10 protein-coding genes are annotated in these 12,352 nt (G+C 58.7%); 2 read left to right on the top strand and 8 right to left on the bottom strand.

Annotation, left to right across the window (positions count from 1 at the left end; all coding sequences use genetic code 11):
* Positions 1 to 37 precede the first annotated feature (37 nt).
* From F560_RS0111140 to F560_RS0111150, 3 genes are read right to left on the bottom strand one after another with little or no spacing between them, the layout of a single operon-like run.
* Positions 38 to 856 carry a carbohydrate ABC transporter permease gene (locus F560_RS0111140; protein WP_019005817.1) on the bottom strand — a complete coding sequence of 273 codons (819 nt, stop codon included), beginning with the start codon at positions 854 to 856 and terminating at the stop codon, positions 38 to 40.
* Positions 853 to 1,767, bottom strand: coding sequence for a carbohydrate ABC transporter permease (locus F560_RS0111145; protein ID WP_020621279.1), 915 nt, complete (start codon positions 1,765 to 1,767; stop codon positions 853 to 855). The genes F560_RS0111140 and F560_RS0111145 overlap by 4 nt, the downstream gene beginning before the upstream one ends.
* A 5-nt stretch (positions 1,768 to 1,772) precedes the next feature.
* Positions 1,773 to 3,158 carry an ABC transporter substrate-binding protein gene (locus tag F560_RS0111150; protein ID WP_019005819.1) on the bottom strand — a complete coding sequence of 462 codons (1,386 nt, stop codon included), beginning with the start codon at positions 3,156 to 3,158 and terminating at the stop codon, positions 1,773 to 1,775.
* A gap of 187 nt (positions 3,159 to 3,345) precedes the next feature.
* Here F560_RS0111150 and F560_RS0111155 point away from each other — a divergent pair, with 187 nt between their 5' ends.
* Together F560_RS0111155 and F560_RS0111160 are read left to right on the top strand one after the other, a co-directional pair.
* A complete protein-coding gene (locus F560_RS0111155) occupies positions 3,346 to 4,908 on the top strand; it encodes a response regulator transcription factor (RefSeq protein ID WP_019005820.1) in 1,563 nt (520 codons plus the stop codon).
* Complete coding sequence (locus F560_RS0111160; protein ID WP_019005821.1) at positions 4,908 to 6,662, top strand: sensor histidine kinase; 1,755 nt, start codon at positions 4,908 to 4,910, stop codon at positions 6,660 to 6,662. Before F560_RS0111155 ends, F560_RS0111160 begins: the two co-directional genes overlap by 1 nt.
* A 73-nt stretch (positions 6,663 to 6,735) precedes the next feature.
* Here the strand turns inward: F560_RS0111160 and ppnP are convergent, their stop codons facing one another.
* The 5 genes from ppnP to F560_RS0111185 all read right to left on the bottom strand — a co-directional run bounded on the left by ppnP (position 6,736) and on the right by F560_RS0111185 (position 12,344).
* Complete coding sequence (gene ppnP, locus F560_RS0111165) at positions 6,736 to 7,047, bottom strand: pyrimidine/purine nucleoside phosphorylase (protein WP_026298226.1); 312 nt, start codon at positions 7,045 to 7,047, stop codon at positions 6,736 to 6,738.
* A gap of 572 nt (positions 7,048 to 7,619) precedes the next feature.
* Positions 7,620 to 9,635 (bottom strand): transketolase, encoded by a 2,016-nt coding sequence (gene tkt / locus F560_RS0111170; protein ID WP_019005823.1) that lies wholly within the window; start codon positions 9,633 to 9,635, stop codon positions 7,620 to 7,622.
* Positions 9,636 to 9,837: 202 nt separating this feature from the next.
* Positions 9,838 to 10,035: a hypothetical protein gene (locus tag F560_RS0111175; protein ID WP_019005824.1), complete on the bottom strand. Its 198-nt coding sequence runs from the start codon at positions 10,033 to 10,035 to the stop codon at positions 9,838 to 9,840.
* Between the two features lie 12 nt (positions 10,036 to 10,047).
* A complete protein-coding gene (gene purU / locus F560_RS0111180; protein ID WP_019005825.1) occupies positions 10,048 to 10,953 on the bottom strand; it encodes a formyltetrahydrofolate deformylase in 906 nt (301 codons plus the stop codon).
* A gap of 260 nt (positions 10,954 to 11,213) precedes the next feature.
* A complete protein-coding gene (locus tag F560_RS0111185) occupies positions 11,214 to 12,344 on the bottom strand; it encodes a deoxyribonuclease IV (protein WP_019005826.1) in 1,131 nt (376 codons plus the stop codon).
* Between the last annotated feature and the right edge of the window lie 8 nt (positions 12,345 to 12,352).

The raw sequence follows: 12,352 nt of genomic DNA on the forward strand, positions 1-12,352 counted from the left end.
TCCAATTTCGGACGCTCTCGCCGCCGAAGCCTGCGCCTTAACCTTTGACCGACCCCGCCGTCAAGCCGCGAATAAAGCTTTTGGACCCGAACGCGAACAGCACGAGCACCGGCAGCGTGCCCAGCGTAAGGCCGAGAATCTGCGCGGCCAAATCCGTCCGGTACGCGTCGCCGAGCGAGGTGATGCCGAGCGGGATCGTATACAGCTCCGGCTTGTTGATGATAATGAGCGGCAGCAGGTAATTGTTCCAGGACCACAGAAACACCAGCAGCGAAAGCGTCGTGATGGCCGGATAGATGAAGGGAATCACCATCCGGAAGAAAATCCCGATATCCGAGCAGCCGTCGATCTTCGCGCTTTCCAGCACTTCCGTCGGCACGGCCGAGCGGATAAACTGCGTCATCCAGTACACCCCGAACGCGTTGGCCACCCAGGGCAAAATGAGCGGAAGCAGCGTGCCGGACAGCTGCAGGTAACGCATCTCGATGACGTAAGCGACGATCCCGAGCTGGCCCGGAATCATCATCGTCAGCAGCACGAACGAGAAAATTTTGTTTTTGTGCTTGAACTCATGCTTCGCAAAGGCGAAACCGGCGCACGCGCTCACGAACACGGACAGCACCGTGCTGGAAAGCGACACGATCAGGCTGTTCAAGTAGACGAGATCGAACCGGCTTGCCGCGACCGTCTTGAGATTTTCGAGCAGATACGACCCGGGAACGAGCACGATTTTCGTAAACAAATCCTCGTTTTGGTACGTGCCCATGATCGTCATAATGTAAAAGGGCAGCAGCGAAAAGATCGACAGCACCGCAATCGCCAGCGTGGCGAGCGTCTTTTTCAGCGCAGGGCTCATTCGGAATCCCCCCTGTAAAATCGGGCGCCGACAAAGGAGAAAACGGCGATGATCACGCAGAGCCCGTAGGCGATCGCCGCGCCGAGCCCGTAGCGGGTCGTGCTGCCGTACGCAGTGTCGTACATGTTCCACACGGTCGTGAGGCAGCAGCGTTCCGGTCCGCCGATCACCGCGACGCTGGAGCCCATGCCCGAGCCGGTCAGCAGCAGCATCGGCTCCTCCAGCAGCTGAAAGCCGCCGATGATGCCCGTGATGACGATAAACACCGTCACCGGCTTCAGAAGCGGGAGCGTGATCGAGAAAAAGGTGCGCAGCCCGCTCGCTCCGTCCACCTGCGCCGCCTCGTGCAGATCCTTCGGAACGTTGGCCAGGCCCGCCAGGTAAAAGACCATCGTATAGCCGAAGCCTTTCCAAATGAGCATCAGCACGATGACCATACGCGCATACAGCGGCTCGCCGAGCCAGTAGATGCCTTCGTCGACGAGGCCCAGCTTCAGCAGCACTTTGTTCACGAAGCCGGCCTGCCAGTCGAACAGCAGATTGAACATCAACCCGACCGCAACCGGCGTCACGATGTACGGCAAAAAATTGATCAGCTGAAACAAGCCTCTCCATTTCACCCAGCGGCTGTACAGCAGCGTTGCGATGACCAGGCCGAGCGCGATTTGCACAGGCAGCGTCAGGACGACAAACAGCAGCGTATTGCCGACCGATTTGAAGAAGTACGAATCCGGGTTAAAGAGAAATTTGTAATTGTCCAGGCCGACAAACGTTTTGTCGCCGATGCCGTCCCAGCTCGTCAGGCTGACATAAAACGAGAACACGATCGGGAACAGGCCGAAGGCCAAATAAAACAGCAGGTACGGCGAGAGAAACGCATACGGCACCCATCTTTTTTTTGCGGCATTCATGATGCTCACCAGGTAATGTCAGGCGCTTTTGCCTTCAATTCTTTTTTGATCCGGTCCATCGCCTGCTCGAGGCCGAAGGAGCTGTCCTTCGCCAGCGTCTGCAGCACGATGCTCATCGCCTCGTCGAGATACGTGTCGTTGATGTTCTCCGGCATATCCTTCGTCGTCGCGGAGATGTCCACGAAGAATTTCTCGCCGATATCTTGGCTGCCGAAGTTCCGCCACGTCCAGTTCGTAAAGGACGGATCCTCGTACGCTTTTTTGTAGTGCGTAAATACCCCGTCCGTTTTCTGCGCTTCGGCGCCCTCCTGCGACATGGAGGTGAACTCGATCCATTTCCAGGCCAGTTCGGCGTTTTTGGCGCCCTTCGGAATGCCGTGCGAGGACCCGCCTCTGACGATGCCGCCGCCGGGCGGAACCATCAGCGCCCACCGGTCGTCTTTTTTGTCGTTCGGGCCGATGACGTATTGCGGCATCCAGACCGGGCACTCGGCAAAGATGTATTTGTCTCCGCCGAACGCAGCGTTCCATGCCGGCGTCCATTGGTCGAGCTTATCCACGATGCCGGCATCGCGGAACTTCACCAGCGCGGACAAGACGCTTTCGAGCGCGGACACGTTCAGCTTGTTTCCGTCGAAGTACGGCTCGGGACGCTGCCCTTTCAAAATATCGTTCACATCGCCGAGGCTCGGGAACATTTTGACCTTGCCGCCGCTTTTCTGAACGACCTCTTTCCCCTTCTCGATGAAGACGTCCCAGCTTGTAAACATCTTCTCCATTTCTTCCGGATCGTCCGTTCCGAAGTATTCTTTGGCCAGCGGCTTGATAAAGGCAAGTCCGGCAACGCTCATATCGTCCGGGATCGCGACCAGCTTGCCGTCTACGGAAAAGGCCGGGATGTCGTAATCGAACAGCAGCGATGTGTCCGCGTTGTACGGCGCCGCGCTCAAATCTTCCAGAATGCCCATATCGAAGATTTTCGCTTTCTGCCCTCTCTCGATCCGGATGACATCCGGCAGTTCGCCTCCGGAGGCGATCGTCGTCTGCAGCTTTTTCGGAACGTCCTCCGCCGCCACATTCACCCGCTTCATCTTGATGTTCGGGTATTTCTTGTTGAAAGCGGCCAATGCCGTCGGGTGCTCGGGCTCCCAGGTCCACAGCACGAATTCGCCCTTTAATTGTTCGTCCCCGCCGGAGCCGGCTTCCGCTCCGCTTCCGCCGCCCGTCCCTCCGGTATCGGCGCCTCCCCCGGACGCGTTCGGTCCGGTCCCCCCGGATGCGCTCGGGTTTGCGCCTCCCGAATTTCCTCCTCCGCAAGCCGCGATCAGCGCGGCCAGCAGGCAAAGGACGAGCGCGACAACGATTCGTTTGGTTCCACCGGATTTGCTCATCGTAAACCCTCGCTTTCCACCATTTTGATGTATCCGCTTTCAAAGCATATCGCTGCTTGCATCCTCCCGTAAATAACGGAATTCTGCACTTTTGGTCGGCTTTCTGCACAGACGCTTGATTCCTTTCCCCCCCGCTGCGTTATAATTTGGACTACACACACCATGAACGCGCGGGAGGGGGAACCGCATGAAGGTCATGCTGGTGGACGACGAACGCATCGCGTTGGAGCGTGTCGGCAACCTGCTCGAATGGAGCCGTCACGGGTACGAGATCGCGGCGACGGCGACGAACGGAAAAAGCGCTTTGCGGCTGTGCGAGGAAATCCGGCCGCAAATCGTGATCGCGGATATCCGCATGCCGGTTATGGACGGACTTGATTTGATCCGCGCCGCGTCCGAACGCAAGCTTGGCGTCAAATTCATCATTATGAGCGCGTATGAAGACTTCGACTGCGCGCGGCAAGCGATTGCCCTGGGGAACGTGTCCGGCTATCTGATCAAGCACGAAATGGACCGGGACCATTTGCTGCAAGCGCTGCAAAAGGCGAAGGAAGCCTGGCAGACGGATGAAAAGCAGCGCCGGATCGAGCGCGCCCGGCAGCTTAAACAGGCGCTCGCGGAGAGCGAAGCGTTGGCGTTGGCCGAAAGCGAAGGCGAATTTCGCCCTCCGTTTGCGGTGGCGCTGATGCAGGAGGATTTGCCCTTCGCCCCGGTTCCTCCCGCCGGCGGCGGAACCGCGAACGGGCCGGCCTTCAGTTGGCCCGAGGAAGATCTTCTGCCGCTGGCCGATCATCCCGAATGGACGCCGGTCGGCGAATTCGCCCTCGATCGCGCCCGGTTTATCGCCGTGTACGCCCGGAAAGCGAAAACCGCCGCCCCAAGGCGCGAATCGTTCCGCGAGCTCGCCGCCAAGCTGCAAGCCCGGCTAAAACGCCGTTTCGGGCGCCCGTTCTCGCTTTTTTACTCTTTTCACGATGACGGCCTCTCCACCCTGTCCCGATCCTTGCATCGGGTCGAAACGGCCGCCCGCCATGCGGTGTTTTGCGGCAAAGACGCGCTGCTGTGCGCGGACGATCTCCCGCTGAACGACGCGGATGGCTCCTCTCTGCCGCTGCGCGGAGCGCGGCTGGCCGAACTGGCCCGACTGGCCGAAACGATCCGGCAGCTTGACGCCGGCCAAATCGAAAGCGCTATCAACAGGCTGTTCGATTCGTCCGTCCGCCCGTATTGGGACCTGCCCCTCCTGCACGAAACGATTCGCACCGCAACCGCCGCCGCAAGCGAGCTGTTGGCCGCCAAGGGGCTGCCCGCGGAAGATCCGCTGGACCCGCGCCGCGGAGGACCGGCGTACCATATCGACGAAATCCGAAGCCGGCTGACGGATTGGATCATCGGGGTTTGCTCCGCCGCAAGCCCGTACCGCAACCTGTCCGGCAAGCTGCTGAAGGCGGTCCGCTATATCGGGGACCACTATCACGAGGACATCAACATCGAGGACGTGGCGTATTCGCTCGGCATCAGCGCGTCCTATCTGCATCAGCTGTTCAAGCGGGAGATGGACCGCACGTTTCACGACTATTTGACCGAAATCCGAATCGAACAGGCCAAGCGCATATTAAGCCGGGAGGACGCCAAAATGACGGATGTGTGCGCAAGGGTCGGCTACCGCTCGCCCCAGCATTTCAGCCAGGTGTTCAAAAAAGTGACCGGTCTGCTTCCCCACCAGTACCGGCATGGAGTCCGCGCCTGATGAGAAGGCTTCGTTCCGTCATTTTGCAGCGGATTGCCGTCGTCGCAGCCGTCAGCTTTCTGTTGTCGGCCGGCTTCACCTATTATTACTATCGCACGATTCTCATCGGCCAGATGCTTCGCGAAGACGAGACCAGGCTCGCCCAGACGATGAGACAGCTCGAATACATGTCGGACGATATCGCCAAGTTTTCCTTTTATTTGATCATTTCCGGGCAGGTGCAATCGTTCTACAAAACGTTCAACCGTTTGGACACGTACGATCAATTCGCCATTCTCAAGCATACGCTGGACTATTTGGACAACAACAAGGGGCTCCGCAAGGAAGTGCACAGCTTTGCGCTTATTTTGCCGGACGGACGGGCGTTCTGGAGCGAATCGGTCAACGATCTTTATTTCTCCGAGCGGTTAAAGGAAGACTGGTACCAGAATTACAAGCGGTCCGGTCAAGATCATGCGTTTTCCGAGCCTCACGATTTGCTTGTATCCAACAACGCCTCGCAAACGGGCGCCATGATCAGCTTTATCGTCTCCGTAAGAGACATCGAGCAGCCCGAGAAAAAAATCGGCGAGCTGATCGTCAATCTCGACTATGAAAACTTCAAAAGCCTGCTCGACTTCGGCAGCCGCGACTTTGAAGGGTTTATCTGGCTGCATGAGGGAGGAGCCGTGCTGTACGAAAAAGAGCCGGACGACTCCGGGGCGATGTCCTCGGACGAGTTGATCCGGGCCGTCGGCGAAAAGCCGGGCGAAGGCGCCGTCAAAGTCCGGAACGGCTATCTGCTGGTCGAACGCTCGAACGCGAATCATTGGAAGCTTGTAACCTTCATCTCGCAAAAAAAGCTGATGGAACGGGGCCAATTCGTGCTTTATTTGCTCGGCGTTTTTTCGGTCACAAGCACCATTATGACGCTGCTGCTCATGATGCCGGCGATTCTTCGCATTACGCGTCCGATCATGCGGCTGTACCATGCGATGAATATCGTCTCGAGCGGCAACCTGCAGGCTTCCGTCGAGATCCGGACGGGGGACGAGTTGGAAAAGCTGGGGCAGGGATTTAACCGGATGACGCATCAGCTTCGTTCGCACCTTGAGGAATCGATCCGTTACGAGAAAAACAAGCGGGAGATGGAGTTGGAGCTGCTCTTGTCGCAGTTGAACCCGCATTTTGTCTACAACACGCTCAATGCCGTCATGTATATGGCCGAAAAGCAGGGCAACCGCGACATCGTCCGCATGACCGGCGCGCTTATCCGGCTTTTGCAGGACGCCGGCAAAATCGGCGAGGCGGGGTCGCTCATTCCGCTTCGCGACGAATTGCGCCTGCTGCAGGACTATATCGAAATCCAGTCGTACCGGTACGCCGGCATGTTCGAGGTCGTCCGGGACGTGGACGAAGAAGCGCTCGATTGCCTCGTTCCCCGCCATTTGATTCAGCCGTTTATCGAAAACGCGATTTTTCACGGCATATGCCCGAAAGATGCGTTCGGCACCATCCGCCTGTCCGTTTCCGCGCGCGAGCGGACCCTTGTCATCCGGATCGAGGATGACGGAGTCGGCATCGAACCGGAGCAGCTCGCCACGATTTGGGACAGAGTCGAAACGCGCAAAAACAGCGGGCTGCGCCACATCGGGCTGGCCAATACGAAAAAACGGCTGGAGCATCTGTTCGACAGACAGGCGGCGCTGCGCATCGAAAGCCGGGTGCACGAAGGCACCGCCGTGACGATCGAGCTTCCGAAAGTCGTCAAGTAGTGCAACAAAAAAACCGTCCCGGAGGCGTTTTTGCCCCTCGAGGACGGTTTTTTCAGCTTGCATATTTTCCAGCTTACAGATAAGAGCAAATATAATCGGTCGTTTGCGCGACCTTCAATTTGAATTTGGCATTGGCCGGAACCGTGAACTCCCCGCTGCCCGAGATGGAAATCCATTCCTCGCTGCCCGGAAGCTGAACGCTCAGCTCTCCGGCCAAAATCTCCATCACTTCGGTTTGCGAAGTGCCGAATTCGTACTCGCCCGGCAGCATGATGCCCAGCGTTTTGTGGCTTCCGTCCGCAAACTTGACGGTGCGGCTCGTGACTTTGCCGTCAAAGTAAATATTGGCTTTCTTGACGACACTTACGTTATCGAATTGCGACATAATCGTCTCCCTGTTCGTGTAATCGCGGGCGGGCCGAACTCCCATTTCGTTGGCCGCCAAAGCACGGGGGTTGGTCCGGCGTTTCCATCGGCCGGGCCGCCAACCGAACCTGCTCTCCCGTTAGGCCCCGCTCCCCGCTAGATAGAACCCAGGTCCGGCCATCAAGCCGGACCTGCGATCCGCTATTTGCCCAAATTTCCCGATTTTCGCCGGTTTCCGGACAGACGATCCGCTAATGGGGGGCAAATCCGCAAAATTGGCCGATGAATGAGCAAATAGCGGAACCACTGTCCGTACACTCTCGCTCATTAGCCCAAATCGGCCGAATAGCGGAACGACGGTCCGCATAACCGCCGCCTGCAACTAAACGAAAAACGGAACTAAACCGTTCACCCGTCCCAACTTAGCGGTTCACCCGTCTGTACATCGCCCCTGCACCCAATCCGCCCAGCCAGTCCGCGCATCGGTGCGTACAGCCAGTTCACGCATCGGTGCACATACCGTTCCGCATGCGATCGGCTGTGCCGGATTGACGATCTGTGCAGGGGCCGGAATTCCAGCGCTGTCCGATCTTACAGCAGCTTCTTGAATTGCGCGATCACGTTGTCGACGGTGAAGCCGAATTCCTTGATCACGCGGTCTCCCGGCGCGGATGCGCCGAAGGTGGAGATGCCGAGAATCGCGCCGCCATCTCCGACATAACGTTCCCAACCGAACGGGGAAGCCATTTCGATCGCAAGACGGGCTTTGACCGACTTCGGAAGAACGCTGTCCTTGTATTCCTGCGGCTGCTTGTCGAACAGATCCCAGCTCGGCAGGCTGACGACGCGAACATGCACCCCTTGTTCGGCAAGCGCTTTTTGCGCGGCGACGGCCAGCTGCACTTCCGAACCCGTCGCGATCAGGATGCCTTGCGGGTTGCCGTTAGCGGCTTCGGACAACACGTATCCGCCTTTGGCGACGCCTTCGCGCGCTTTTTCCGCCGTACCTGCAAGAATCGGCACGTTTTGGCGGGTGAGCACAAGCGCAACCGGGTTGGCGTTGTTTTGCACGGCATATGCCCATGCGGCGGACGTTTCGTTGCCGTCGGCCGGACGGATGACCGTAAGGCCCGGCATCGCGCGGATCGAAGCGAGCTGCTCGATCGGCTCGTGCGTCGGACCGTCTTCGCCGACCGCGATCGAGTCGTGCGTCAGGACGTAGACGACCGGCTGCTTCATGAGCGCAGCGAGACGGACGGCAGGACGCAGGTAGTCGGTGAAGACGAAGAACGTGCCGCCGTACACCTTGAGGCCGCCGTGCAGGGAGATGCCGTTCATGGCCGCAGCCATGCCGAATTCCCGTACGCCAAAGTAAATGTTGCGGCCGTCGTATTGGCCTGCCTTGTATACGGGCAGACCTTTCAGGTGCGTCATCGTCGAGCTCTCCAGGTCGGCGGAGCCGCCTACGAGATGCGGAACGTTTTTCGCCAGGCCGTTCAGCGCGTTGCCCGATGCGACGCGGGTCGAGAGCGGCTTGTCTTCCGGCGAGTACACCGGCAGGTCCTTGTCCCAGCCTTCCGGCAGCTTGCGGTTGACCGCGCGCTCGAATTGAGCGGCCAGCTCCGGATAAGCCGATTTATATTTGGCGAACAGTTCGTTCCATTCCGCGTTCGCCTTCTCGCCGCGCGCCTTCACTTCCGCGAAATGAGCGCGCACTTCGTCCGGCACGTGGAATTCTTCGTGATCCCATCCGTAGAACTGTTTCGTCAGCTTCGCTTCCTCGGCGCCGAGCGGAGAGCCGTGCGGGCCGGCGTGGCCGCCTTTGCCGCCTTTGTTCGGGGAACCGTAGCCGATAATCGTCTTCACTTCGATCAGCGTCGGCTTGTCCTTTTCCGCTTGCGCGGCGGCGATCGCCTTGGCCAGCGCGTCCAGATCGTTGCCGTCTTCGACGCGCAGCACTTGCCAGTTGTAGCCTTCGAAGCGTTTGGCGACGTTTTCCGAGAACGACAAGCTCAGCTCGCCGTCAAGGGAGATGTCGTTGGAATCGTAAAGCACGATCAATTTGCCCAGCTTCAGGTGGCCCGCCAGCGATGCGGCCTCGGAGGAGATGCCTTCCATCAGGTCGCCGTCGCCGCAAATGGAATACGTGCAGTGGTTGATCAGCTCGAAGCCGTCGCGGTTGTATGTAGCCGCAAGCTGAGCTTCGGCCATCGCCATGCCGACCGCCATCGCAATCCCTTGGCCGAGCGGCCCCGTCGTCGCGTCAACGCCCGCCGTATGGCCGTATTCCGGATGCCCCGGCGTGAGGGAGCCCCATTGGCGGAAATTTTTCAGTTCTTCCAGCGGCAGGTCGTAGCCGCTCAGGTGAAGCAGCGCATAAAGCAGCATCGAACCGTGTCCTGCGGACAGAACGAAGCGGTCCCGGTTGATCCATTCCGGATTGGACGGATTGTGGGTCATCGTTTTGGCGAACAATTGGTAACCCATCGGCGCCGCGCCCATCGGCATGCCCGGGTGGCCGGATTTGGCTTTCTCGATCGCGTCGATGGCCAAGGTCCGGATGGTCGTAATGGATAATTGTTCAATCGATTTGGTGCTTGCAGTCATCTTGTGGATGGACCTCCTTCTATATATCGCAAAGACGTTGTTCGTCCGCGATGGATAAATAAAACGCAAACCAAAATTCCCAAACCGGGCGCGGGAACGTTAATCCCACATATTGTACCACGGGTTTCCGGGTTTTACCACGGGTTGTACGTACAAGCCCGGCTTTGCGGCCCGCTTGGGCCCGGGATTCTTGGGGCGGCGGCTACCGCCTGAGCCTCACTTCCAGCTCGTCGCCCGCTTGAAGCGGCACCTGGCCCTGCTCCGCGAGCCGGCGGTTGACCGCGGCATACAAGTCTCCCATATAAACGAACCGGTCGCCGATATACATTACCCATTCGTCGTTTTCCACATCGTAGGCCACGCGGCCTTCGATGACCGTCTGCTGCCTGCGGGAGGACATGGGCGTTTGCGCTCAGACGAAGGCGACCGTCTTGTTCTGGTACACGACCAGACGGTCCTCCGTATGCCACTTGACGGCGCGGGCCAGTACGATGCGCTCGATGTGGCGGCCGATCCGCTTCAATTCGTCGACATCGTTGCGGTGGCTGACCCGCTGAACGTCCTGCTCGATGATCGGCCCTGCGTCCAGCTCGGCGGTGACGTAGTGCGCCGTCGCTCCGATCAGCTTGACGCCCCGCTCGTACGCCTGATGGTACGGCTTGCCGCCGACGAAAGCCGGAAGGAAGGAATGGTGAATGTTGATGATCCGGTTCGGGAAATGCTCGATAAACTTCGGCGTGACGATTTGCATGTAGCGGGCCAGCACGACCAGATCGATTTTGCCCGCGGCCGTCAATTCCAGCTGCTTGCGCTCGGCTTCTTCCTTCGTCTCCGGCGTCACCGGAATATGGTGGTAAGGAATGCCGTAGGACTCGACCAGCCCCCGCATAATGTCGTGATTGCTGATCACCATGCTGATGTCGGCGTCCAGATCGCCGGCTTGCCATTGCCAGAGCAATTCCAACAGGCAGTGGTCTTCCTTGGACACCATCACGGCGATGCGCTTGCGGCGGCTGGCGCGGTACACGCTCCAGCGCATGTCAAAGCGGTCGGCGACGCGGGTAAAGTCCTCCTGAAGCGACGGAAGCTTTTGCTCCAGATCGTTCAGGTCGAACTCGATCCGCATGAAAAACATCCCGCCCTCGGGGTTCATCGTGTACTGGTCGGACTGAACAATGTTCGCGCCCTGCTCGTACAGAAATTGGGAGACGGCCGCCACGATGCCGGGGCGGTCGGGACAGGAGATCAGCATGCGCGCGCGGTTGTTCTTATCTTCCTTGCGCAGCGCCTCCTGCGCTTTATAGACGTTAAGACTCATGCATTCGCTTCCTTTCTGCCAAACATGCCGTCGAACGGCGAACGGTTCCGGTCTTCCGCCGTTAACTTGGCCTTCGCCTAAACTCAATCTTCGCTTGAGCTTCGCTAGAACTCGATCATTGCTTAGATTTGCTGAAACCCGATTTTCGCTCGGGTTCGTTGAAACTCGCTCTTCGCTCGATCTTCGCTGAAACCCAACCTTCACCTAAAACGGGTAGAACGGGCCTTCGCCTTTACACCCTCGCCGTTACAACCTTGCCGTTACACTTTCGCCAACCATTCTTTGCCCGCGAGGCTGACGGTGATGCGGTGGTTGATTTCTTCCTCGCTGTAATCGGGCGACAGTACGCGATGCTCGACCGCCAAATCGTACAGCCGCTCCATCGGTTCGCGCGGGTCCGCTTTGCGCGCCTTGGCGTCGGACTTGAGCAGCTCCCACGTACCGAGCACATACTGGCGGGGCACGATGCCTTCCTTGTCGTAGAAGTGGTGAAGCCGCTCGACGTCCTCAAGGAAAGCGCCCCCGAAGCGCTCTTCGGCGTTGCCGCGCAGCATCGCGATTTCCGCCTCGTACATCGGGCGCTCCTTGTCCTTGATTTTCCCGATCCAGGGCGTTTCCAGAATAAACGGCTTGTCCCGCAGCGCCTCGTGATGCACGATCCTTTCGATCGCCTCGAACCCGATCCAGCCCGAGCCGATCGGAGCGTGGCGGTCTTTGGCCGATCCTTGCGGATTTTTGCTGTCGTTGATATGCACGACGGCCAGCCGGTCCAGGCCGACGATATCGTCGAATTGGCGCAGCACGCCGTCAAAATCGTTCACGACGTCGTAACCCGCATCGTGCATGTGGCAAGTGTCCATGCAGACGGCGAGCCGGCGGTTGTCCTCCACGCGCTCGATAATGGCGGCGATCTCCTCGAAGGTGCGTCCGATCTCCGATCCTTTGCCGGCCATCGTCTCCAGCGCGATGCTTACGTCCGTATCCTTGGTGGCGCCGAGCACCTCGTTCAACCCTTCGGCGATGCGTTGGATGCCGTATTCCGGATCTTTGTCGGTATAAGCGCCCGGATGAAGGACGATGTTGCGGACGCCGATGTGGTGCGTGCGGCGAATTTCCTCTTGCAGGAAATTGACCGCAAGTTCGAACGTTTCGTTCTTATAGGAACCGAGGTTGATGATGTAGGGGGCGTGAACGACGATTTCGCCGATGTCGGCCTCCGCCATCAGCTTCTTGCCCTCGGGAATGTACAGGCTGTCAATCGGCTTGCGTCGCGTGTTCTGCGGAGCGCCGGTATAAATCATAAATGTGCTGGAGCCGTAGGATATGGCCTCCTTGGCTGCGGTCAGCAGGCCCTTGTCCGAAAAAGATACATGGGAACCGATTTTAAGCATGGAGTTGC

The sequence above is a fragment of the Cohnella laeviribosi DSM 21336 genome, assembly GCF_000378425.1.
Lineage (GTDB): Bacteria > Bacillota > Bacilli > Paenibacillales > Paenibacillaceae > Cohnella > Cohnella laeviribosi.

Coding starts and splice junctions, on each gene's coding strand:
- F560_RS0111145 (WP_020621279.1), bottom strand. CDS start 1,767: ATGAATGCCGCAAAAAAAAGATGGGTGCCGTATGCGTTTCTCTCGCCG.
- tkt (WP_019005823.1), bottom strand. CDS start 9,635: ATGACTGCAAGCACCAAATCGATTGAACAATTATCCATTACGACCATC.
- F560_RS0111150 (WP_019005819.1), bottom strand. CDS start 3,158: ATGAGCAAATCCGGTGGAACCAAACGAATCGTTGTCGCGCTCGTCCTT.
- F560_RS0111160 (WP_019005821.1), top strand. CDS start 4,908: ATGAGAAGGCTTCGTTCCGTCATTTTGCAGCGGATTGCCGTCGTCGCA.
- F560_RS0111155 (WP_019005820.1), top strand. CDS start 3,346: ATGAAGGTCATGCTGGTGGACGACGAACGCATCGCGTTGGAGCGTGTC.
- ppnP (WP_026298226.1), bottom strand. CDS start 7,047: ATGTCGCAATTCGATAACGTAAGTGTCGTCAAGAAAGCCAATATTTAC.
- F560_RS0111185 (WP_019005826.1), bottom strand. CDS start 12,344: ATGCTTAAAATCGGTTCCCATGTATCTTTTTCGGACAAGGGCCTGCTG.
- F560_RS0111175 (WP_019005824.1), bottom strand. CDS start 10,035: ATGTCCTCCCGCAGGCAGCAGACGGTCATCGAAGGCCGCGTGGCCTAC.
- F560_RS0111140 (WP_019005817.1), bottom strand. CDS start 856: ATGAGCCCTGCGCTGAAAAAGACGCTCGCCACGCTGGCGATTGCGGTG.
- purU (WP_019005825.1), bottom strand. CDS start 10,953: ATGAGTCTTAACGTCTATAAAGCGCAGGAGGCGCTGCGCAAGGAAGAT.